Source organism: Aliihoeflea sp. 2WW, assembly GCF_000497755.1.
In the GTDB taxonomy this organism is placed as follows: domain Bacteria; phylum Pseudomonadota; class Alphaproteobacteria; order Rhizobiales; family Rhizobiaceae; genus Aliihoeflea.
Genome location: NZ_AYOD01000008.1, coordinates 70,442 through 92,697 on the forward strand (window position 1 = coordinate 70,442; position 22,256 = coordinate 92,697).

Here is a 22,256-nt window from a genome sequence, read left to right on the forward strand (position 1 = left end):
GGGGTCCAATGAACCTGATCCGTACTTCGGCGGCAGCCATCGCAATCGCCGCCGTCTCCGCCCTGCCCGCATTCGCAGCCGATGCCGTCGTCTATGAGGCGCCGGTGGTTCTCGAAGAAGAAGTCGCTTCGGCGATCGACATCGCCTTCGGCGCGACCTTCACCTCGCGCTATGTCTCGCGCGGCGTCGCCTACACCGACGGCCCGACATTGCAGGGCTATGTCGAGGCTTCCTACGATTGGGCGTATGTCGGCGTCTGGGCATCGGGTGTTTCCGGCATCAATGCCGATCCGGACAACGTCGAGATCGACGTTTACGGCGGTATCCGCCCGACCTTCGGCAATCTGACGGTCGACATCGGCTATGTGCACTACTTCTACGACGAGACCGGCGAGTGCTGCGGCGAAGCCTACATCAAGCCGAGCTACCAGTTCACCGACGAGTTCTCGGCAGGTCTCGAACTCTACCATGACTTCGAAAGCGACGCGACGTACGGCGTTGCCACCGCCGCTGTCGAACTGCCCTACGACTTCACCTTGTCGGGCGGCATCGGCCGGCAGTTTCAGGACGGCAACGAAGTCGACTGGAACGTAGGCCTTTCCTACACCTACGCCGACCTGGTCACCTTCGACGTCCGTTACCACGACTCCGATTTCAACCGCGAATACTTCGTGGCATCGGTGTCCTTCGACACCTCGTTCAACTCGGTTCGCGAGATGTTCGCCGGCGGTCAGTTCGGCGGCGGTCGCTGATTTCTTAGCCTGCACCTCCCAGACCTGGCCCGCCGAGGCGACTCGGCGGGCCTTTTTTGTTGTCATTCAACATGTTGGGGAGTAGTGCGACGGCACAGATTCAGGAGCCCGCCGCATGATCCGCCCTCACCTCACACCGCTCGCCGAAACGCTGCCCGCCACCGTGCCGTTCGTCGGGCCCGAAGCGCAGGAGCGCGCCCGCGGCAAGGCCTTCAAGGCGCGGATCGGAGCCAACGAAAGCGGGTTCGGTCCGTCGCCGAAAGTGCAGGCCGCCATCGCGGCGGCAGCGGGCGAAATGTGGATGTATGGCGACCCGGAAAGTGCCGAATTACGCAAAAGGCTGGCTGAAAAGCACGAAGTTTCAGCCCAAAACATCGTCATTGGCGAAGGAATTGACGGGCTTTTGGGGCTGATCGTGCGACTTTGGGCCGATAAAAACACCCCTGTCGTCACTTCGCTCGGCGCCTATCCAACCTTCAACTACCATGTCGCCGGGTTCGGCGCGCGGCTTGTCACCGTGCCTTACGAGGACGACCGCGAGAGCCTTTCGGCGCTCCTCGACGCGGTGAAACGCGAGAATGCGCCGCTGGTCTATCTGGCCAATCCGGACAACCCAATGGGCACCTGGTGGCCGGCGGTGGACATCCAGCGTTTCATCGACGAGCTGCCGGAAACGACGATGCTTGTCCTCGATGAAGCCTATGGCGAGACGGCGCCGGAGGGCACCTTGCCGCCGCTCGACGTGACGCGGCCGAACGTGGTGCGCATGCGCACCTTTTCAAAGGCTTACGGGCTCGCCGGCCTGCGCTGCGGCTACGCGATCGGCGAGACGACGACGATCAATGCGTTCGAGAAAGTGCGTAATCATTTCGGCATGACCCGCATGGCGCAGGTTGCCGCCCTGGCCGCACTCGACGACGATGACTATCTGCAAAGCGTCATTTCGCAGGTCGCCGCGTGCCGCGACAGGCTGACGAAGATCGCCGCCGACAACGGCCTCGCGTCGATCCCATCCGCCACCAATTTCGTCGCGATCGACTGCGGCAGCGACGGTCCCTTCGCGCTGAAGGTCATGCAGGCGTTGATTTCGCGCGACGTTTTCGTGCGCAAGCCGATGGCGCCGGGGCTCGACCGTTGTATCCGCGTTTCCGTCGGACCGGCGGCCGAAATCGATATCTTCGAGCGCGAGTTGCCCTTTGCGCTGGAGGAGGCGCGGGGCTGATCAGCCGGCGGCGAGGTCGGCGAAGAGGGCGCGGAGCCTTGTCGGTCCCTCGCCTTTCGCATCGCTCGCGTCGATGCGGCTGACCTCCCGTGCCGCGGCCTGCTGCCGGTCGGCGTCGGCGGGGAGCCACATCAGCCAGGCGAGGAAGACCTCCTCGGGCTCAGGTTGCCGGCGCGGGACGAGTGCGGGACGCGAGGGTGCCGGCGTCAGGCCGAACTGGCGTGCCTGACCCATCCTAAGCCTCCACCGTGACAGGTCCGAGCGGACGCGAGCAGCAGGCGAGGATGTAGCCTTCCTCGATCTCGTGATCGAGAATGCCGCCATTGTGGCTCATCTCGACCTCGCCGGAAATCTTCATGGTCTTGCAGGTGCCGCAGAGGCCGAACTCGCAGGCTGCCGGGATGCGGATGCCGGCCGCGCGGGCTGTCTGGAGGACGGTCTGGCCGGGCAGGCACGGCGCCTCGACGTCGGAGAGCGCGAAGCGCACCGGCTGTGCATCGGCCGGCGGTTCGGCGGCGATCTCCTCCTCGAACGGCGCCTGGATGCGCTCGATCGCCGGCGCGCCGAAGCTTTCCTGGTGATAGTGCGCCATGTCGAAACCGGCCACCTCGAGCATCTCGCGCACTGCGCGCATGAAGGGGTCGGGGCCGCAGCAGAAAATCTCGCGCTCGCGGAAATCGGGCGCCAGCAAGGGCAAGCGCACCGCATCGATGCGGCCCATGTGACCGAACCAGCTTTCGCGGCTCGACCGCTCCTCGATCAGGAAACCCAGCGACAGGCCGGGCATGTGCGCGCCCAGAAGCTCGAGTTCCTTGCGGAAGATGATCTCTTCGGGCCGCCGTGCGCAGTTGACGAAGGCGACATCGGTCTGCGGGGTGAAATCGTTCAGCCAGCGCAGCATGGACATCATCGGCGTGATGCCGGAACCGGCCGAGATGAAGAGGTATTTTGCCGCCGGGTGGTTGTGCAGCGAGAAGGTGCCGGACGGGCCGAAGGCGCGGATATGATCGCCGGGCCGCAGGTGATCGAACATCCAGCGCGTGCCGAGCGAATCCTTCTGCGCCTTGACCGTGACGGCGATGGAGAAGGGCCGGGAGGGGCTGGAGGACAGCGTGTAGGTCCGCATCAGCGGATCGGGCGCGGCGGGGAGTTCGAGCGTGATGAACTGGCCGGGCTGGTAGCGGAACCAGGTCTGGCTGTCTGAGCGGAAGGTGAAGGTCTTGACGTCGGGCGCCTCGTCGACGACGCGCAGGCATTCGAGCACCTGGAGCCGGTCGTCCCAGGGGGTCATTTCGTCGAGGTATTTGTAGAGGTGGGCGGTCATGGGTGTTGACCTTGAAGTTCGAGCTTCGTCGCGCCCCCCTCTGTCCTGCCGGACATCTCCCCCTCAAGGGGGGAGATCAATCTCGTTGTGATCGAACGCGTTCTGCAACGTTGCAAGAACGGCGCTTCCATTGCCATCGCGTGATCTCCCCCCTTGAGGGGGAGATGTCCGGCAGGACAGAGGGGGGTGCTGGCGGATACGTTGAACATGTCGCTCACGCCACCGACCGCAGCGCGGGCTTGGCGCCGCCCGTCAGCCTCTCCTCGGCGAAGCGGCAGTACCAATCCACGAACTGCATGACGCCGCCTTCGTGCTCCTCGGAATACGGCCCCGGCCGATACGCCGGCGAGGCGATGCCGAAGGCGTTTTCTTCGACGATGCGGCGGTCCTGGTCGTTGGTTTCGGTCCAGACATGGGTGAGTTCGGCAAGGTCGTAGTCGACGCCCTTGACGGCATCCTTGTGGACGAGCCATTTGGTCGTCACGGCCGTCTCAGTCGCGCTGATCGGCAGGACGCGGAAGGTGACGGCGTGGTCGCCGAGAACGTGGTTCCAGGTCGTTGGATAATGGAAAAGCAGGAGCGAGCCGATGCGGTCGGTGGTGACGGTGTCGGAGAGGTTCTTCTTCACCGCGCGCTTGCCCGTCATCGTGTAGCTGACGGCATCACGCAGGAGCGGGACACGGGTGACGCGGTGCTGGCCGGTGGCGGCGATTTCGAATCTGGACGGCAGGCCTGCTGCCTCACACTTCTGCCAATGCGCGACGATTTCCGGGTCGCTTTCGGCGGCCTGGACGCCGGTGACTGTCGGCGCTTCGGGGAAGGTCTTGCATAGCTCGGGGTGGTTGCCCGCGCAGTGATAGCACTCGCGGTTGTTCTCCCAGACGAGCTTCCAGTTGCCCTTTTCGATGATGGTCGATTCGAAGGCGATCTTCGTTTCCATCAGCCGGTGCGGCGCGAGATAGGGTTCGACCTGCGCGCGGACGGGCGCGAAGTCGGCAGGCTCATCGGCGAGGCAGATGAAGAGATATCCGGCAACGCTTTCGCAGGCGACCGGCTTCAGGCCGAATTGCGAAGCGTCGAACCCGGCGCCCATCTGGCGGGCAAAGACGAGGCGGCCGTCGAGATCGTAGGTCCACTGATGGTAGGGGCAGACGAGCTTGGCTGCCGTGCCCTTTGCCGCCGTGCAGACGCGCGAGCCGCGATGGCGGCAGGTGTTGTGGAAGGCGCGGATCGCGCCCTTGGCGTCGCGCACCACGACGACGGGATAATCGCCAATCTGCACGGTGAAATAGCTGCCGGGCTTCGGCAATTCGCAATCATGACCGATGAAGAGCCAGTCGCGATACCAGATCAGATCGAGATCGAGCCGGTAGAAATCCGGATCGGTGTAGAACGCCTGTTCGAGGCTGTAGCCGGGTTTACGGCGCTGGAGCCGGTCCAGCATTTCGTTGCGCGCATCCATGTCCTGTCCTGCCTTCATGCAAGGACTGAACTGGTGGAGATTTCGAAGGAGAAAGGCGCAACGGAGCGATCCGCGCGCACATCCGCCCCTTGACCGCCCACCGCGATCAGTCGGTTCTTTACAGGTTCAGGCTGGTTTCCGGGCTCAAGAGCCGGTCTATGGATCGCTCCATCGACCTGCCGCAACACCTTCCCAGGCAGACATGCCCAGTGGCTCCCGTTGCGACGTCACTCCATTTACCGTTGCGGGGGCAGCGCCGGCTTTTCACCGGCTTCCCAATTCTCCACCTCGGTCAGAAGGCGGCACCTGAACTAGCTGCATTGAAGCATTCGCGCGGCGGCTTAGGAAGCTGGAATGCGACATGGGATGAGCATGTGGCGACGCGACGAAAGATCGACGTCAGCGGGCCTCGCGCTCGACCTCGCGCCAGCCGATGTCGCGGCGGCAAAAGCCTTCGGGCCAGTCGATCCGGTCGATGGCGGCGTAGGCCTTTTCTCGTGCGTCGCGAACGGTCCTGGCCATGGCGGTGACGTTGAGGACGCGGCCGCCATTGGCGACGATGTCCTCGCCTTTCCTGGCGGTGCCAGCGTAGAAGATTTCGACGTCGTCGCCGACCTTGTCAAGGCCGCGAATGACGCTGCCCTTCTTCGGCGTCGCCGGATAGCCTTCGGCGGCGAGCACGACGGTGAGCGCAACCTCATCGCGCCAGCGCGCCGACATGTGCGCCAACTGGCCGTCGGCAGCGGCGTTGAGCAGAATCAGGAGATCCTCCTTCAGCCGCATCATCAGGACCTGGCATTCGGGATCGCCGAAACGGGTGTTGTATTCGATCAGCTTGGGGCCGTCCTTCGTCAGCATGAGACCGGCGTAGAGTACGCCTGCAAACGGCGCGCCCATCTCGGCCATGCCCTTCATGGTCGGCTCGACGATCGTTCGCATCACCTCGTCGATGATGGCGGGCGTGAGGATTGGCGCCGGCGAATAGGCGCCCATGCCGCCGGTATTCGGCCCGGTGTCGCCATCGCCGACGCGCTTGTGGTCCTGCGCGGTGCCGAAGGGCAGCGCGGTCTTGCCGTCGCACAGGCAAAAGAACGAGGCCTCCTCGCCTTCGAGAAATTCCTCGACGACGACTTCCGCGCCCGCCTCCCCGAACCCGCCCTCAAAGCAGTCGTCGATGGCGGCCAGCGCCTCGTCGAGCGTCATTGCCACCGTGACGCCCTTGCCGGCGGCGAGGCCATCCGCCTTGATGACGATCGGCGTGCCGAGCTGGCGGATATAGGCCTTCGCCTTGGGGGCGTTGTTGAAGCGCTGATAGGCGGCGGTGGGGATGTCGTAGCGGGCGCACAGATCCTTGGTGAAGCCCTTCGAACCTTCGAGACGGGCGGCGGCGGCGGAGGGGCCGAAAACGCGGATGCCGTGGCTGGCGAGCACGTCGGCGAGGCCGGCGACGAGCGGCGCCTCAGGGCCGACGACGACGAGATCGATCGCCATCAGCTTGGCAAAGGTAGCGATGCTTTCGTGGTCATAGAGGTCGAGCGTCACGCATTCGGCATGCTCGGCGATACCGGGATTGCCTGGCGCGGCATAAAGCTTGGTCAGCATCGGCGAGGCGGCGATCTTCCAGGCCAGCGCGTGCTCGCGTCCGCCAGCACCGATGAGAAGAATGTTCATGACCGCCCTCGTTTCAGCTTCAAGAGGCGGCGATAGGGGGTGGCGGAAGCGAGGTCAAGTCAGCGGCCGTAATGGAACCGGCAGGCTGCGATTTCCAACGCCTGCGCATCGCCCTTGCCGGTGACGCGGTAGACCAGGCGATGCTCGTTGTCGATGCGACGCGACCACCACCCGGCCATGTCGTTGCGCAGAGGCTCGGGCTTGCCGAGGCCGCGAAAGGGGCTGCGGCGTGCGTCCTTAATCAGCGTGTTGATCTTTTCGAGAGTATCGCGGTCGTGGGATTGCCAATGGATGTAGTCTTCCCAGGACCGTCCGGAAAAGATGACGATCACGGCTCGATCAGCTCGCGCTCGAAGCCTCTGCCTGCATCGAGTTCAGCCATGGAGGCGCGCAGGCGCTCGGCGTTGGCGGGAGAGGATAGGAGATGCAGCGTTTCCTGCATTCCCTCCCATTCCGACAAGGGCATGACGACGACCGGCTCGCGGTTGCGGCGGGTGACGATGAGCTTGTCGCGATCGTCAAGTACCTTCTCGATGTAACGGGCGATGTTGGCGCGGAACTCGGTGAGATTGGCGACGATCATGGCGGTGGTCTCCGATTAGATGTACATATAGTCGTACATTGGAAATCGCGCAAACGGATTGCTTGACGCTGCCGGCCCGCACTGCCAATCGAAGGCGATGGAAACGATCCAATCCAAAGGCGCGCGCGGGCGCGTGGCCGATGCGCCGTCCGGCCACTGGGTCTATCGCGCGCTGCCGCAGGGGGTCTGGCCCTATGCGCAGTTGGCGCGGTGGGACCGACCGATCGGTTGGTGGCTGCTGCTGTGGCCATGCTGGTGGTCGGCGGCGCTGGCGGGGGCGGCGTATTTCGAAGCGGGCGACGGCGTCGCGGCGCAACTGCCGTCGATCTGGCATCTGGCGCTGTTCATGATCGGCGCGATCGCGATGCGGGGCGCGGGCTGCACCTATAATGACATCGTCGACGAGGACATCGATGCGATGGTAGCGCGCACGCGCTCGCGGCCGTTGCCTTCCGGACAGGTGACGCGCCGGCAGGCCTGGGCGTTTCTGATCGGGCAGTGTCTCGTCGGGCTGATCGTGCTGTTGCAATTCAACTGGTTCGCGGTCGGGATGGGCATCGCTTCGCTCGGTACGGTGGCGATCTATCCGTTCATGAAGCGCTATACGGACTGGCCGCAACTCTTTCTCGGCTTTGCGTTTTCATGGGGCGCTTGGATGGGCTGGGCGGCGTATTTCGGCTCCGTTTCGCTGGCGCCGGCGCTGCTCTATCTCGGGTCGATCCTGTGGGTGATCGGCTACGACACGCTCTATGCGCATCAGGACCGGGAGGACGATGCGCTGGTCGGGGTGCGTTCGACGGCGCGGTTGTTCGGCGAAAATACGAAGCCTTGGCTGGTGGCGCTTTATTCGGGGGCGCTGGCGCTGTTTGCAGCGGCTTTCGTCGTGGCGCAGGTCGCGTGGCCGGCCTATCTCGGGCTTGCGGCGGCGGCCGCGCATATGACGCGGCAGATCGTGGTCGCCGACATCGATGACGGCGACCAGTGTCTCAGGCTGTTCAAGTCGAACTCGACGGTCGGGTGGCTGATCTTCGGCGGGCTGGTGCTGGGGAGCGTGGCGGCGGCCATCTAAGCTGCGCGCCCTCCGGCCCTGGCGGGCCACCTCCCCCGTAAACGGGGGAGGATCAGCGCTCTATCGACGCGCGATGATCTCGTCGCCATTGACCACGAGGCGCATGCCGAGATTGCCAAATTTGCGGCGGGCGAGGAAGCGCGGGCGCTTGTGCAGGGAGTCGCGGCGCTTGCGACGCTCTTTTGCGGGAGCCGTCTTCACCGCGCCGAGCGATTCTTCCAGCGAACGGGCGACGCCGTCGGCCTCAAAAAGGAGCATGGGAAGCTGGTAGGCTTCGGCCCAGGCGCGCCAGTCGGCGGCGACGTCGTCGAGGTCGTGGGCGACGAGCAGCGGGACGGAGAGCATCGGGTCGTTGTGCATCAGTTCCAGCGTGACCGTGACCTGGCCCTCGCCGTCCTCGATCGCGCGGGCGGCGACGCCCTTGAAGGCATTGGCCGGCAGGACGACGGTGACGGGAAGCTGGCTCTTTTCCAGAATCCGGTGGATCGTCACGCGGCGGCAGTCGATCTCGAAGGAGACGTCGCCGAAGGCGTCCTGGGTTGCGTAGGTCGTCGCTTGCGGCAGCCTGAAGGGATCGAGCCGCATGTCGCGGCCCGCCCAGGCTGGTTTCAGCCCCGTATTCATGTTTCGCCTTCCTGTCTCTCCTGAGAGCCGCCTTTGGCGGTTTCTCGCGGGCGGTTTTCCGCCTCGTTGGATTGGAGACTAGGCGCGGGCTGTTACCGTCGGCCTTAGATTTTCGGTTAAATTTGTCTGGATGCGCCGGATGGTTATCGCTTTCCAACCTCATGAAAGGATTGAGAAAGCTCCCTTTCCAAGCCGTTAGGATCAGATGATCTTGCCCGGATTCATGATGCCGGCGGGATCGAAGGCGGCCTTGATGCGGCGCATCAGGTCGATGGCGACGGGCGGCGCGGTGGCGATGAGTTCGTCGCGCTTCATGCGGCCGATGCCGTGTTCGGCGGAGATGGAGCCGTGCATGGCGCGCACGACGGCGTGGACGGCGTCGTTCATCTCGCGGTAGCGGGCGAGGAACGCGTCCCTGTCGCCGCCTTCCGGCTGGGTGACGTTGAAGTGCAGATTGCCGTCGCCCATGTGGCCGAAGCAGACGAGGCGCGCGTCGGGCACGACGGAGCGGACGGCGGAGGCGCCCTCTTCGATGAAGGCGGGGATCGCGGCGACGGGCACCGAGATGTCGTGCTTGATCGAGCCACCTTCGGGCGCCTGCGCCCACGACATGGATTCGCGCAGCTTCCAGAAGGCCTCGCCCTGGGCGAGGTTCATGGCGAGCGTGGCGTCGGCGACGAGGCCGGCTTCAAGCCCTTCGCCGACGATTTCCTCGATCAGCGTGCGGGCGTCCTCCGCCGAGCTGCCGGAGGAGATTTCCATCAGGACGTGCCAGGGCTGCGGGCCGGAGAGCGGGTCGATCGTGTCGGGGATGTGCTTCAAGGTGAAGTCGAGCGCGCGCTTCTGGATCAGTTCGAAGGCGGTGAGGCCTGCGCCGGCGCGATCCGAGGCTATAGCGAAGAGGTCGAGCGCGGCTTGCGGGCTTTCGAGGCCGATCCAAGCGACTTCGCGGCCCTTGGGCTTCGGGACGAGCTTGAGGACGGCGGCGGTGATGATGCCGAGCGTGCCTTCGGCGCCGACGAAGAGGTTCTTCAGATCGTAGCCGGTGTTGTCCTTCTTCAGCTTGCGCAGATCGTCCAGCACTTCGCCGGTGGGCAATACCACCTCGACGCCGAGGCAGAGTTCGCGGGCGTTGCCATAGGCAAGGACGCCGGTGCCGCCGGCATTGGACGAGAGGTTTCCGCCGATCTGGCAGGTGCCCTGCGAGCCGAGCGAGAGGGGGAAGAGGCGTCCGTTCTCGTCGGCCGTTTCCTGGCTGGTCTGGAGAATGACGCCCGCTTCTACCGTCATCGTGTTCGACTGAAGGTCGATTTCGCGGATGCGGTTGAGGCGGCCGAGCGAGAGGATGATCTCGCGGCCGGTGCCATCCGGCATCTGACCGCCGACGAGGCCGGTATTGCCGCCTTGCGGGACGATAGGCGTCTTCGTTTCAGTGGCGAGCTTGAGGATTGCCGAGACCTCTTCGACCGTGCCGGGGCGCAGGACGAGCGGCGACGTGCCGGCATAGCGTCCGCGCGGCTCGACGAGATAGGGCGCGAGCGAATCGGGTTCGGTGATCGCGTATTTATCGCCGACGATGGCGGTGAATCTGGAAAGGAGGGCGGAATCGATCGGCGGCGTGGTCAACATGGCCGGAGCCTATTTGGCGGTGGCCGGATTGTCACGCGGCGCGGCAGCGCGGGCGAGACGGTCGTTGATCGCCTCGCCGAGACCGTGTTTTGGGATCGGCGTGACGGCGATGGTGGACGCGCCGGAGGCGTCGAGCTCGGCGAGATGGGAAAAGAGGTTGGCGGCCGCCTCGCGCAAATCGCCGGAGGGCGACAGGTTGCGGGTGGCGAGCGGGCTGCCGGATATGGCGAAGGAGCCGAAGGCGAGCAGCGCTTCGCCCGGCATCAGTGCCGTTGCGCCGAGCCGGACCGCAGCGGCGGGCGCATAGTGCGAGGCGAGCATGCCGGGCGCCTCGATTTTCTCGGACGGGCCGCGCAGGAGCGGCGTGTTGACGACGGCCTCGATGTCTTCGGCCGAGACGCCGCCGGGGCGCAGGAGACGCACCATGCCGTCCTCGATCTTGACGATGGTCGATTCAACGCCGACCGGCGTTGGGCCGCCATCGAGGATGAGCGGGATTTTTGGGCCGAGGTCGGCCGCAACTGCTGCGGCACTGGTTGCGCTGATGCGGCCGGAGGAATTGGCGCTGGGGGCTGCGAGCGGTCGGTCCAGCCGCGCGATCACCTCATGCGCGAGGCCATCAGGCATGCGCAGGCCGACCGTATCGAGCCCGGCGGAGACTAGTGGGTGGATCTTGTGGCCGATGCGGAGAGGCAGGACGATGGTCAGCGGGCCCGGCCAGAAGGCGGCGGCGAGCTTGCGCGACAGGCTGTCGAAGATCGCGATGTCGGCGGCCATCTTCATATCGGCGACGTGGACGATGAGCGGATTGAAGCGCGGGCGGCCCTTGGCCTCGAAAATCTTCGCGACCGCCTCGCCATCGGTGGCGTCAGCGGCAAGGCCGTAGACGGTCTCGGTCGGCAGGGCGACCGCCTCGCCTGCCGCCAGCAACTCCACCGCGCGGGACAGCCCCGCCTCGCCTTTCACGATGTCCGCCAAATCAATCTTCCGATTCATCTTTCCCGGCGAAGTCGTTGATCCGGGATTCCTTTTCGGCGACGGGCTTAAACGCGCAAAATCCATGCCGCAAGGGCAAAGCGCACCGCAAATGTTAAGGAGTTCGTGCCGTGATGGCGCCCTCAGCCAGTCCGATTGCCGGGAAGCCCATGTCACGCATTCTTCTTGCCACGTCCCTTCTTGCCGCCCTACCGATCGCCGCCCAGGCGGGGTCGATCAGCGTTCTTCAGGAACTGAAAGGGGGCACGCCATCGATCATCGAGCGCGGAACGGCGGTGGAGCCGACGGTCGAGGCCGTGGTTCCGACGAAGGCCGAGAAAATGCGCGTGGTGACGCCGATGGTCATGCGTGGCGGGATTTCCGGGGATGCCTCGCCGGTTCTGATACCCACCGCTTCGCAGGCGCCGGAGGCCGAGTTCGACGCCGAAACGAATGGCGGCGAACTCGAGTAAGGCTCAACCTGCGATCTTCGAGAAATCGGCAACGGCACCCGTCGCCGCCCGAATTCGAGCAAGCAGCGCGAGGCGATTGGCGCGCACGGCCTGATCCTCGTCATTGACGAGAACCGCCTCGAAGAAGGCATCGACCGGAACGCGCAGCACCGACAGTGCCAGCATGGCGGCGGAAAAGTCCTGCGTTTGAATCGCTTGCGTCGCGTTCTTTTCGGCGTGGTTCACCGCTTCGAAGAGCGCGGTTTCCTCCGGCTGGCGGAAGAGCGACGGATCGACGGCGACGGCGATTGCGGTGCCCTTCTTTTCCTCGGCGGCGAGGATGTTCGCGGCGCGCTTGGTGCCGGCGAGAAGGTTCCTGCCGTCTTCGGAATCGAGGAAGATGCCGAGGGCTGCGACGCGTGAGACGATGAGGAGAAGGTCGTCGCTCGACGAATACCCCTCACCCGTCTCGGCGCTGCGCGCCGATCCACCCTCTCCCACAAGGGGCGAGGGGAAGGCTGCCGCGCCGCCGCGCCCTTCCTTCTCCCCTTGTGGGAGAAGGTGGCCCGAAGGGTCGGATGAGGGGTATGCACCGGTCGACAGTACCGCGTCGATGAGGTCGTGACGCGCGCCCTTGTCGCGCATGTAGACTTTTAAGCGGTCGTGGAAAAATAAGGGAAGGGTCGCGGCAACCATCAGGAGATGAATGGAGGCAAACTTCTCAATTGGCTGGTATGTCTGCGCAATCACTTTGATAAGATCCAATCGCACCCCATTCTCCACAACGATCCTGATCACGCCCAGCGCCGCCCGACGCAGCGCATAGGGGTCCTTCGAGCCTGTCGGCTTTTCGTCGATGGCCCAGAAGCCGACCAGCGTGTCGAGCTTGTCGGCGAGTGCCACTGCAATGGCGACGGGGTCGGTGGGGACTGTGTCGGAGGGGCCCTGGGGCTTGTAGTGGTCTTCGAGGGCGGCGGCGACTGACGCGTCTTCGCCTTGCAGCAGCGCGTATTTGCGGCCCATGGCGCCTTGGAGTTCGGGGAATTCGCCGACGATCTCGGTCGTCAGATCGGCCTTGGCCAAGACGGCAGCGCGGGCGGCTAGGTCGGGATCGGCGCCGACGATCGGGGCGAGTTCGCGCACTAGTCTGGCGATGCGCGCGACGCGTTCACCCTGGGTGCCGAGCTTGGCATGGAATGTGACGCCGAGATGGTCGAGGCGGGCCATGCGTTGGTCGAGCGGCTTTGACAGGTCGAGGCCGAACTTTTCGGCCGATGCGCCGAGTTGCTTCAAATCCGGCAGGTCGGCCTGGTCGGTCTTCCAGAAATGGACGGCGTCGGAGAGGCGCGCGCGCACGACCTTGCCGTTGCCGTGGACGATCTCCTTGCCGCCGTCGGTCGCGTCGATATTGGCCGTGAGCAGGAAGCGGTTGGCGAGGCCATCGGCAGCGCCTTGCGGGCGGGCGACGAAGCATTTCTGGTTGGCACGGATGGTGAGGCGGATGACTTCCGGCGGGATGGCGAGATAATCCTGCTCGAACTCGCCCATCAGCACGACCGGCCATTCGACGAGGCCCGAGACTTCCTCCAGAAGCCCCTCGTCCTCGACGAGTTCCAGCCCGGAGGCGAAGGCGAGGTTCTTGGCGTCTTCGAGGATGATGCGCTTGCGACGCTCGGCGTCCAGCACGACCTTGGCGGCTTCGAGCTTGGCGACGTAGTCATCGAAACGGCGCACGGTGATAGCGTCCGGCGCGTGGAAGCGGTGGCCGTAGGTGACGTTGCCCGAGCGGATGCCGTCGATCTCGAAATCGACGACGACCGGCTCCTCGGTTTCGGGGCCGAAGGTGCAGACGATGGATTGCAGCGGGCGGACCCAGCGCATGGAGCCGGGCTTCGAGGACGCCGCGCCCCAGCGCATCGATTTCGGCCAGGGAAAGGCGCGCACGATTGCGGGCACGATCTCGGCGATGATCTCTTCCGCACCGCGGCCGGGCTTGACCAGATGGGCGACGTAGAACGCGCCCTTCTTCGGATCGGTGTGGGTGTGGGCCTGAGCGACATCGGTGAGGCCGGCCTTGCGCAGGAAGCCCTGGATCGCCTGTTCGGGCGCGGAAACGGACGGGCCCTTGATCTCCTCGCGCACGTCCTTCGACCGGGCGGTAAGGCCGCGAATGTCCAGCGTCAGACGGCGCGGCGTCCAGTATTCGGTCGCGGCCTCGTAGGTCAGGCCCGCCTCGACCAGACCGTCCGTGACCATCTTCTTCAAATCGCCCGCCGCCTTGCGCTGCATGCGGGCGGGGATTTCCTCGGAGCGAAGTTCGAGCAGAAGGTCGGGCATGGGACGGGTCGCGATGCTGTTGAGATGATTGACGCGGCTCTACCAAGCTTGCCGCGCTTTGTCATGGGCTGCGGCGGAAATTACCAGCCGCCGCCGCCTCCCCCGCCGCCACCGCCGCCGGAAAAGCCGCCGCCACCTCCCCCGCCGCCGAATCCGGAGGACGAACTCGACGGTGCGGGCAACGAGGCGGTGAAGCTGTCGGAGAGCGAGCCGGCGAGGCCGCCCATGGTGGAGCCGATGGAGCCGCCGTCGAAGCTGCCGCCGTGATACCAGGACGGCGCGAGATAGCCGGCGGCGGCGCCGGTTGCGGCCGCGGTCACCAGCCAGGCGTCGAAGGCGCGCGACCACGGCTTTTCGACGCCAAGCGCGACGGCATAGGGAAGCAGGGTCTCGAAATGACGGGGCGACATCTGCGGCGCGCCCTGCATGTTCATCCGCTCTTCCTCGGCGACCGTCAGATATTGCCTGAGGCCGGCGATCTCATCCATCGACTTGCGGCCGAGCGGGGTCGGCGCGCCCATCAGGAAGAGGAAGATGACGTTGACCATGACGATGCCGAGGATAGCCGCGATCGGCATGACATCGCCGGGATCGAGGATGACCGAGAGGATGGTGGTACTGAGGCCGGAAAAGACGACGAAGCCGGCAAAGCCCATCATGACGACCGCCATGAGACGCCCGCCGAGCGATGTGGCGCTGCGCAGGCGGCGGCCGAAATTGACGGCGAAGACGGAAAGCACGATGGCCGGGATCGCGCCGGCGAACATCAGGCCGAGGAGGCCTTCGCTGAGTCCGCCAAAAGCGATGAAGGCGACGAGTGTCAGGACGGAAAGAGCAACTCCGGCAAAGACATAGACACGGTTGTGACGGTAGAAGCGGTTGCGGTGCTCCTTTTCCATCGCGGAGCGGAAGGAAGAGCCGACGGCGATAACGCGCGTGCCGTTCGCCTTGTCGACGGTGAGGGTGTCGCTCTCCTGCGGCAGATGGCCGAGGATGGCCGCTTCGCCGACCGGCAGGTTGGCGGCGGGCTTTGCGGTGCGGCGGATGGTGAGGTCACCGTCGAGATCGTCGAGTTCGACATAGCCGTTGACCGCGAGGTTGATCGTCGCGGCGGAGAGTGCATCCCAGCCCTGCCCGCGAAAGCCGCGCTTGTCGATATAGTTCGTGAGCGCCGGCGAGATGCCCTGTGGCGGCTCCCAGCGCGGCACGACGACCCCGGCTGGCGGATCGCGGCCGACGCGGGTCCAGGCCCAGAGGTAGTAGGCGAGCACCACGGCGAGGCCGAGCGCGCCGATGAGAAGCGCGCGGTTGTCGCGCAGCCACCATTCACGCTCCTGCGCGGCGGTGGGCGGCGCAATGGAGCCCTTTGGCATGGCGATGGCGACGGTCAGGCCTTCGCGCGGCGCCATGGTCTGATCTGCCTCGACGACGATGCGGCTGCCGCCATCTAGCGTTTGCGCGGAGGCGTCCTGTGCCGTCGAGCCGAAGGCGCCGGTGTAGAAGGTGACGTCGTCGGCCGAGACGCCTTGCGGCAGGCGGATGTCGGCGACGGCGTCGCGGATCGGGAAATCCCAGCCATTGCCGGTGACGTTCCAGTAAAATTCGTCATGGGTGTCGAAGAAGCGGATCTGGCGGCTGGTCTCGTAGGTGATCTCGTAGGTGTGGAGGCCGGGGGCGAAAAGCGTGTCGGCATCGCCGATGCGGATACGCACGATGCCCGAGCCGCGCTCGGTGGCGTAGGGCTCGGCATCGCCGTCGCGGGTGACGGAGAGGATGTCGAAATCGACTTCGCGCTCATTGCCGTCCGCATCTTCGAAACGGAGGGGGAAGTCGCGGAAGATGCCGCGGCGGATCTGGTTGCCTTCGGCGTTGACGGTGATCGTCTCGGTGACCTCGATCGTGCCATCGGCGGCGATGTCGATGTCGGCGCGGAAGGCGGTGATCTCTTCGCGCGCCAAAGCAGCGGAGGCAAGGGCAAGGAGGACGAGGAGTGAGGCGAAGATGCGGGTCATGCCAGGGCTCAGGAGAAGGAGACCTTGGGAACGACGCGATCTTCCGGGTTCTCGATCTCGAAATATTCGGCCTTTTCGAAGCCGAAGGCGCCGGCGACGAGGTTGGAGGGGAAGCTCTCGACCTTGATGTTCAAATCGCGGGCGGCGCCGTTGTAGTAGCGGCGGGACATCTGGATTTCGCCTTCGAGCGTTTCCAGCGTCGTCTGGAGCTGCATGAAGTTCTGGTTGGCCTTCAGGTCCGGATAGGCCTCGGCGACGGCGAGCAGGCGGCCGAGCGCCTGGGAGAGCATGCCTTCGACCTGCGCGCGCCCGGCGACGTCGCCGGCGGGAAGGCTCTGGGCGCGGGCGCGCAGTTCCGTCACCTCCTCGAAGGTGCCGCGCTCGTGGGCGGCGTAGCCCTTCACGGTTTCGATCAGGTTCGGGATCAGATCGGCGCGGCGCTTCAACTGGACGTCGATGCCGCTCCACGCCTCGCGCACGAGCTGGCGGGCACGTACGAGGCCGTTATAGGTGACGATCGCATAGCCGGCGACCAGCACCAGAAGAATGAGAAGTATCGTGCCGATGCCGAAATCCATGCTGCGCGTCCTCGTTGGCGACGGCGCAGGCTAGATCATCGGCAAGGGCTTGGAAAGCCGGGCTTTCAGCCTGCCAGATCGTCCGTGGTGCAGACGATGGCGAAGCGGTCCGCGAGCATGGCGAGCTCGGCGCGGTGGAGATCGTCGGCCGTCAGCACTTCGCCTTCGGCGCCGGGGACCGGCAGGTCGCGGGTGGCGGAGGCGTCGGAGACGACGACCGTCTGGAAGCCGAGGTCGAGCGCGGCGCGGGCCGTCGACGAGACGCACATGTGCGTCATGAAGCCGGCGAGGACGAGGCGCTTGCGGCCGGTGGCTTCGAGCACGTCCTTCAAATTGGTTCCGGCGAAGGCATTGGGCAGGCCCTTCTCGACGACCGTTTCGCCGTCCGTCGCCGCAGCTTCATCTGCGAGCGCGAAGGAGGTCGTCGCGGGATCGAAAAGGCCGCCGGCCTTGCCCTTGTGCTGGACATGGATGACCGGCGCGCCCGCCGCGCGGGCCTTGCTCAGAAGGCGGGCGATGTTCGCCAACGCCGGCGCTGCGCCCGGCAGCGGCAGCTTGCCGTCGACATATTCGCGCTGCGCGTCGATGATGACGAGCGCGGTTTCGGACAGAGCGGGCGGCGTCAAATTGGCGCCGGCGAGTTCGAGCAGGGTCTTTGCCATCTTATGCGACTTCCAAGTTGAGATTGGCGCCACCGGCGTCGGTGAGGAGAAACGCCTCGCCGCAGGCCTTGGCCAGATTGCGCACGCGCAGGATGTAGCTCTGGCGCTCGGTGACGGAGATCACCCCGCGCGCATCGAGAAGGTTGAAGACGTGGGAGGCCTTGATGGCCTGGTCGTAGGCCGGCAGGACCATCGTGTGGAGCGTCGTATTTTCGGCAGCCTTCGGCGCGCCGGCATCGAGCAGAGCCCGGCATTCGCCTTCGGCATCCTCGAAATGCTTGAAGAGCATTGCAGTGTTGGCGTGCTCGAAATTGTGGCGCGAGTATTCCTGTTCCGCTTGCAGAAAAACGTCGCCGTAAGTCACCTTCTCCGTGCCCTCGCGGCCGTTGAAATTCAGGTCGTAGACGTTGTCGACGCCTTGGACATACATGGCGAGGCGTTCGAGGCCGTAGGTCAGTTCGCCGGAAACCGGCGCGCATTCGATGCCGCAAACCTGCTGGAAATAGGTGAACTGCGAGACTTCCATGCCGTCGCACCAGCATTCCCAGCCAAGGCCCCAGGCGCCGAGCGTCGGGCTTTCCCAGTCATCCTCGACGAAGCGGATGTCGTGGAGAAGCGGATCGAGGCCGATAGCCTTCAGCGAGCCTAGATAGAGTTCCTGCAGGTTCGACGGGTTCGGTTTCAGGATCACCTGATACTGGTAGTAATGCTGCAGCCGGTTCGGGTTTTCCCCGTAGCGCCCGTCCTTCGGCCGGCGCGAGGGCTGGACATAGGCCGCGTTCCACGGCTTCGGGCCCAGCGAGCGCAAGGTGGTGGCAGGGTGAAAGGTGCCCGCGCCGACCTCCATGTCGTAGGGCTGCAGCACGACGCAGCCATACTCGGCCCAGTAATTGTGCAGGGCCAGGATGAGCCCCTGGAAGGAGCGCGAGGGGTTCATATGGGGAGCTGTCATGAAACTCTTCGTATTCGCCTGCGTGATTGCGGTGAGGTCTACAGCATCGAGGCGGCGCACGTCCAGTTGATCGCGACGGCGCTTGCAAGTTGAGCCGACCGCGCCAATTCTGGCGGGACAGACAGGAGGCATCCAATGAAAACGACATTTCTCGCGACCCTTGCGGCCGGAATCCTGATCGGTGGCGCAGCGCTGGCGCAGAACTTTCCGTCCGGGGGCACCGATGGCTACCAGAACGACCCGGTCACCGGCTATCTGTGCGTGACGCCGGCCTGCGACGTGGTTCGGCTGCCGGAAACGAACTGCGTTTGTTCGAAGACGAATCCGGCGGCGCGCAATCTTTCCGAGACACGGCTTCAGTGCTCGATCCGCGAGAATGGGCAGTGGGTGCAGTGCCCGGTTCCGCCGCGTTATGGTGGGTAGGCTCGGCGCGAGGTTGGAGCTGGCGCGAGTTAGGAGCCGCCGAGTGGGCGGAGAGCGTATCGCATGGATTCCTGTGACGAGCACAGGAATGACGGCATCAAAGATGATGCCACCCCGAAAAGCCTAAGTCTCGCGCGAAGATCTCCAAATCTTCATTCCTGTGCTTGTCACAGGAATCCAGGCCTCGTTACCTCAGTCGCACCTCGTCTTCGATCCGAGCGCCGCTCCTCAATTCTGCGGCAAAACCAACGTCTGGCCCGGCCGCAGCAGGTTCGGGTTGCCGCGCAAATCCGGGTTCAGGTCGAGGATTTCGCCGTAGCGATTGCCGTCGCCAAGGCGTTCGCGGGCGATGTCCCAGAGGGACTGGCCCGGACCGACTGCATGGGTCGCCTGCGTTGATGCGGGCGCGACGGGGGCGGTGGTCGCGACCTGCGCGGCAGGTGATTCGGGCTCGGCCGGGGCTTCGGGTTCGGGCGCGAGGCTGGCGAAGTCCTGCTCTTCTTCCGGCTCGGCGGCCGCCTCTACCAGACCTTCGCGCAGCTTGCGATTGATGTCCTCGAGCAGGTCTTCTTCAGGCTCCAGGTCGCGTGCGTGGCTCCATTGGAACGTCGCTTCGAGGCGACGTCCGACCTGCCAGTAGGCATCCCCCAGATGGTCATTCAGGATCGCGTCGCTCGGCATCAGGCTGACGGCGCGCTCGAGTTCCGTCACCGCCTCTTCGTAGCGGCCGAGACGGTAATAGGCCCAGCCGAGAGAATCGACGATGTGCCCGTCACTCGGGCGAAGGTCGACAGCCTTCTGAATGAGGGCGAGCCCCTCCTCCAGGTTCATGTTCATGTCGACCCAGGAATAGCCGAGATAGTTCAGCACCTGCGGATGGTCGGGGTAGAGTTCGAGTGCCTGGTTGAAGTTCGGCTCCGCCTTGTCCCACTGCTTGATGCGCTCATAGGCGATGCCGCGCTGGTAGTAGAGGTTCCAGTCGGCCTCCTCGGGCGTGTCGATCCGGGCGACTGCGCGGTCATAGACCTCGGCCGCCTCCGCGAACTTCTGCTGCGAGGCGTAAACGCCGCCGAGCGCAAGATAGGCGCGACGGTCGTCGGGCGCCGCCTCCAGAAGCGGTTCAAGATGTTCGACCGCCTCGTCATGCCGGTCGAGATCCGCGAGATTCAGGCCCACCTGCAATTCGGAGATCTGCCGGATAGGCGAATCCTGCGGGATACGACCGTAGATTTCGATCGCCTCCTCGGAATTGCGCTGCATTTCGGCGATGCCGCCGAGCTGGAGGAGAACCGCGTCGCTCGATGGCTGAAGCGCCAGCGCATAATGCAGATAGAGGCGCACGAATGCCTCGCCGCCACCGCGGTTGAGCGCGGTCGACAGGTTGAGCAGGATTTCGGCGGCGCCAGCTTGGGTGCCGGCGACCAGCGGATCGATTTCCTCGCCGGCCTCGATCTCTTGGCGCAATGCGACGACCGTCACCCGGTCGGACGCAAGTTCGTCGGCCTTGGCAAGGATGTTCAGGGCGGTGTCCCTGTCGCCGTTCGCGGCACGGAAGCGGGCGTAGGCCTCGTGGGCGCGCAGGAACACTTCGGGCGCAGCGCCGCCTGCCTCGAGGCTGATCGTGGTCGCGGAAAAGGCCTGTTCGGCCACGTCGTCGCGACCGGCCTCGGCGGCGATCAACGCGCGGTGATAGTTCACGAAAAGCGCATACCAGGGCGGGCCTTCGACGCCGTCGAGCCGGGCCAGCGCCGAATCGACCTCGCCCGAGCCAGCCTCGACCCAGGCGCGCATGATCGAGGTGATCAGCCGGTCGAGATCGGATTCCTGCGAGAACTCGAGCAGTTCAAGGGCGTCGTCGGGCCGGTCCGTACGGATCGCATCGACGGCCAGCGCAAGTTTCGAGAAGCGTTCGATCTCCGGGGTATCGCGCAGATCCTCGGCAAGCGTCAGCGCGTCCTCGAAATCGCCGCGCGAAATCAGGAGCACCATGAGGCTCTGCTGGATCGCCTCGTCGGTCGGATTGAAGGCCAGCGCGCGCTGATAATAGGCGATCGCGCGGTTCACGTCATTGTCGACCTCGGCCGCACGCGCGGCGAGGTAGGCTCCGGCAAAGGAATTGACGCTGATTCGGTCCTGCCCGGCGGCGCCGTCCTGCGCAAATGCAGGGATCGCAGTCGTCAGCCCGAATGCAAGTGCAAGGGCTGCAAGGACTTTATCGGTGGAGCGCGGCATCGCTTCCCTTCCTGATCGAGTTACCCAGTCCGAGGGCTAGGCGTTCATGCAAAGCATGGCCTTTTTGGGGTCACGCTTCAATCGCCCCGCTTTCACGTTCCGGTCACCCGACCGCGAAACGAGGTCAGGAAACGCGGCTGATACAGAAATCGATGACGTCGACGAGCGCGCGCTTTTGCGCACCGTCGGGAAGCGGGGCGAGCGCGTCATGCGCGATGGCGCCGAAATGGCGGGCGCGGGCAATGGTGTCGTTGATGGCGCCATATTTCACCATCAGGCCGCGCGCCTTTTCGAGCGCGGCGTCGTCGCTCTCGGCATTCTCGATGGCGCTCTTCCAGAAGGCGCGCTCTTCGGGCGTGCCGCGGCGGAAGCTCAGGATGACGGGCAGCGTGACCTTGCCCTCGCGAAAATCGTCGCCGACATTCTTGCCGAGGTCCTTGGCGTTGCCGCCATAATCGAGCGCATCGTCGACGAGCTGGAAGGCAAGGCCGAGATTGACGCCGTATGAGCGCAGGGCCGCGCGGTCCGCCTTCGAGGCGCCGGCGATGATCGGGCCTACTTCGGCGGCTGCCGAGAAGAGCGCTGCGGTCTTGGCCTTGATGACGGCGAGATAGTCGTCTTCGGTGGTCTCGAGATTCTTGGCGACGCCGAGTTGCATGACCTCGCCTTCGGCGATGACCGAGGCGGCCGATGACAGGACATCGAGCGCGTCGAGCGAGCCGACATCGACCATGACGCGGAAGGCCTGACCGAGCAGGTAATCGCCGACGAGGACGCTCGCCTGGTTGCCCCAGATCATGCGCGCCGTGCTGCGGCCGCGGCGCAGCGCGCTTTCGTCGACCACGTCGTCGTGAAGAAGCGTCGCGGTGTGCATGAACTCGACCGCCATGGCCAGCTTGACGTGTCCGTCTCCGGCGTAGCCGAACATCTGGGCCGCGGCGAGCGTCATCATCGGCCGCAGGCGCTTGCCGCCGGACGAGATGAGGTGATTGGCGATCTGCGGGATCATCTCGACATTGGAGCCGGCCTTGGCGAGGATCAGCTCGTTCACCTTGGCCATATCGGCGCGCGTGAGTTCCAGCAGCGCATCGATCGATGCCATGTGCCCGCGCGTGCTGCCGATATTCACTACTACGCTCAAAATCGTCTCCCAAGGGATCTGCCGGACGGCCTGCCGGGGTCGGCGCGGACCTTATGGCGGCGCCTTATTGCGGGCAAGAGGCGAATTGGCGCAAGGCTGGGGTTTCAGGCCACCCGGACGCCCGCTACATAGAGTGGAAACGAGCCGAGGGAAGCC

The 22,256-nt window shown here is 65.0% G+C and carries 21 protein-coding genes and 1 riboswitch; of the genes, 5 read left to right on the plus strand and 16 right to left on the minus strand.

Annotated elements, in window-relative coordinates; all coding sequences use genetic code 11:
• Window positions 1-8: 8 nt before the first annotated feature.
• Both ALII_RS0105335 and ALII_RS0105340 read left to right on the plus strand, forming a co-directional pair.
• The gene (locus ALII_RS0105335; RefSeq protein ID WP_024586289.1) at window positions 9-752 is read left to right on the plus strand and encodes a TorF family putative porin; all 744 of its coding nucleotides are present in this window, start codon (window positions 9-11) and stop codon (window positions 750-752) included.
• Window positions 753-867: 115 nt separating this feature from the next.
• Complete coding sequence (locus ALII_RS0105340) at window positions 868-1,974, plus strand: pyridoxal phosphate-dependent aminotransferase (RefSeq protein ID WP_029660233.1); 1,107 nt, start codon at window positions 868-870, stop codon at window positions 1,972-1,974.
• On the opposite strand, the gene ALII_RS0105345 is transcribed toward ALII_RS0105340, so the two are convergent.
• The 6 genes from ALII_RS0105345 to ALII_RS0105370 form a co-directional block, all read right to left on the minus strand.
• Window positions 1,975-2,208: a hypothetical protein gene (locus tag ALII_RS0105345; RefSeq protein WP_024586291.1), complete on the minus strand. Its 234-nt coding sequence runs from the start codon at window positions 2,206-2,208 to the stop codon at window positions 1,975-1,977. It lies immediately after the preceding gene.
• A gap of 1 nt (window position 2,209) precedes the next feature.
• Complete coding sequence (locus ALII_RS0105350) at window positions 2,210-3,298, minus strand: hybrid-cluster NAD(P)-dependent oxidoreductase (RefSeq protein ID WP_024586292.1); 1,089 nt, start codon at window positions 3,296-3,298, stop codon at window positions 2,210-2,212.
• Between the two features lie 214 nt (window positions 3,299-3,512).
• Window positions 3,513-4,760: an aromatic ring-hydroxylating dioxygenase subunit alpha gene (locus ALII_RS0105355; protein WP_024586293.1), complete on the minus strand. Its 1,248-nt coding sequence runs from the start codon at window positions 4,758-4,760 to the stop codon at window positions 3,513-3,515.
• Between the two features lie 111 nt (window positions 4,761-4,871).
• Window positions 4,872-5,085, minus strand: a riboswitch (cobalamin riboswitch).
• Window positions 5,086-5,159: 74 nt separating this feature from the next.
• Window positions 5,160-6,431, minus strand: a complete 1,272-nt coding sequence (gene purD / locus ALII_RS0105360; RefSeq protein ID WP_024586294.1) for a phosphoribosylamine--glycine ligase — start codon at window positions 6,429-6,431, stop codon at window positions 5,160-5,162.
• A 59-nt stretch (window positions 6,432-6,490) separates the two neighbouring features.
• On the minus strand, window positions 6,491-6,763 hold the full coding sequence (locus tag ALII_RS0105365) for a Txe/YoeB family addiction module toxin (protein WP_024586295.1): 273 nt from the start codon (window positions 6,761-6,763) through the stop codon (window positions 6,491-6,493).
• On the minus strand, window positions 6,760-7,014 hold the full coding sequence (locus tag ALII_RS0105370; protein ID WP_024586296.1) for a type II toxin-antitoxin system prevent-host-death family antitoxin: 255 nt from the start codon (window positions 7,012-7,014) through the stop codon (window positions 6,760-6,762). Before ALII_RS0105370 ends, ALII_RS0105365 begins: the two co-directional genes overlap by 4 nt.
• A gap of 97 nt (window positions 7,015-7,111) precedes the next feature.
• Between ALII_RS0105370 and ubiA the strand changes: the two genes are divergently transcribed.
• The gene (ubiA, locus tag ALII_RS0105375) at window positions 7,112-8,083 is read left to right on the plus strand and encodes a 4-hydroxybenzoate octaprenyltransferase (protein WP_024586297.1); all 972 of its coding nucleotides are present in this window, start codon (window positions 7,112-7,114) and stop codon (window positions 8,081-8,083) included.
• A 60-nt stretch (window positions 8,084-8,143) separates the two neighbouring features.
• Here the strand turns inward: ubiA and ALII_RS0105380 are convergent, their stop codons facing one another.
• The 3 genes from ALII_RS0105380 to ALII_RS0105390 all read right to left on the minus strand — a co-directional run bounded on the left by ALII_RS0105380 (window position 8,144) and on the right by ALII_RS0105390 (window position 11,314).
• A complete protein-coding gene (locus tag ALII_RS0105380) occupies window positions 8,144-8,707 on the minus strand; it encodes a DUF6101 family protein (protein WP_024586298.1) in 564 nt (187 codons plus the stop codon).
• 201 nt (window positions 8,708-8,908) lie between these two features.
• On the minus strand, window positions 8,909-10,336 hold the full coding sequence (locus tag ALII_RS0105385; protein WP_029660234.1) for an FAD-binding oxidoreductase: 1,428 nt from the start codon (window positions 10,334-10,336) through the stop codon (window positions 8,909-8,911).
• A gap of 9 nt (window positions 10,337-10,345) precedes the next feature.
• Entirely contained in the window at window positions 10,346-11,314 is a 969-nt protein-coding gene (locus tag ALII_RS0105390; RefSeq protein ID WP_024586300.1) for an L-threonylcarbamoyladenylate synthase, read from the minus strand.
• Window positions 11,315-11,481: 167 nt separating this feature from the next.
• Between ALII_RS0105390 and ALII_RS0105395 the strand changes: the two genes are divergently transcribed.
• Window positions 11,482-11,784, plus strand: coding sequence for a hypothetical protein (locus ALII_RS0105395; protein ID WP_024586301.1), 303 nt, complete (start codon window positions 11,482-11,484; stop codon window positions 11,782-11,784).
• A 3-nt stretch (window positions 11,785-11,787) separates the two neighbouring features.
• On the opposite strand, the gene glyS is transcribed toward ALII_RS0105395, so the two are convergent.
• The 5 genes from glyS to ALII_RS0105420 form a co-directional block, all read right to left on the minus strand.
• Window positions 11,788-14,100: a glycine--tRNA ligase subunit beta gene (glyS, locus tag ALII_RS0105400; protein WP_024586302.1), complete on the minus strand. Its 2,313-nt coding sequence runs from the start codon at window positions 14,098-14,100 to the stop codon at window positions 11,788-11,790.
• An 80-nt stretch (window positions 14,101-14,180) separates the two neighbouring features.
• Complete coding sequence (locus ALII_RS0105405; RefSeq protein WP_024586303.1) at window positions 14,181-16,112, minus strand: DUF2207 domain-containing protein; 1,932 nt, start codon at window positions 16,110-16,112, stop codon at window positions 14,181-14,183.
• Window positions 16,113-16,120: 8 nt separating this feature from the next.
• Window positions 16,121-16,690: a LemA family protein gene (locus tag ALII_RS0105410; RefSeq protein ID WP_029660236.1), complete on the minus strand. Its 570-nt coding sequence runs from the start codon at window positions 16,688-16,690 to the stop codon at window positions 16,121-16,123.
• 65 nt (window positions 16,691-16,755) lie between these two features.
• On the minus strand, window positions 16,756-17,352 hold the full coding sequence (locus tag ALII_RS0105415) for a cysteine hydrolase family protein (protein WP_024586305.1): 597 nt from the start codon (window positions 17,350-17,352) through the stop codon (window positions 16,756-16,758).
• Window position 17,353: 1 nt separating this feature from the next.
• Entirely contained in the window at window positions 17,354-18,304 is a 951-nt protein-coding gene (locus tag ALII_RS0105420; RefSeq protein WP_024586306.1) for a glycine--tRNA ligase subunit alpha, read from the minus strand.
• Window positions 18,305-18,439: 135 nt separating this feature from the next.
• Here ALII_RS0105420 and ALII_RS0105425 point away from each other — a divergent pair, with 135 nt between their 5' ends.
• Window positions 18,440-18,727, plus strand: a complete 288-nt coding sequence (locus tag ALII_RS0105425; protein ID WP_024586307.1) for a hypothetical protein — start codon at window positions 18,440-18,442, stop codon at window positions 18,725-18,727.
• Window positions 18,728-18,955: 228 nt separating this feature from the next.
• On the opposite strand, the gene ALII_RS0105430 is transcribed toward ALII_RS0105425, so the two are convergent.
• Both ALII_RS0105430 and ALII_RS0105435 read right to left on the minus strand, forming a co-directional pair.
• A complete protein-coding gene (locus ALII_RS0105430) occupies window positions 18,956-20,959 on the minus strand; it encodes a tetratricopeptide repeat protein (protein WP_024586308.1) in 2,004 nt (667 codons plus the stop codon).
• A 124-nt stretch (window positions 20,960-21,083) separates the two neighbouring features.
• Window positions 21,084-22,061: a polyprenyl synthetase family protein gene (locus ALII_RS0105435; RefSeq protein WP_161632243.1), complete on the minus strand. Its 978-nt coding sequence runs from the start codon at window positions 22,059-22,061 to the stop codon at window positions 21,084-21,086.
• Window positions 22,062-22,256 lie beyond the last annotated feature (195 nt).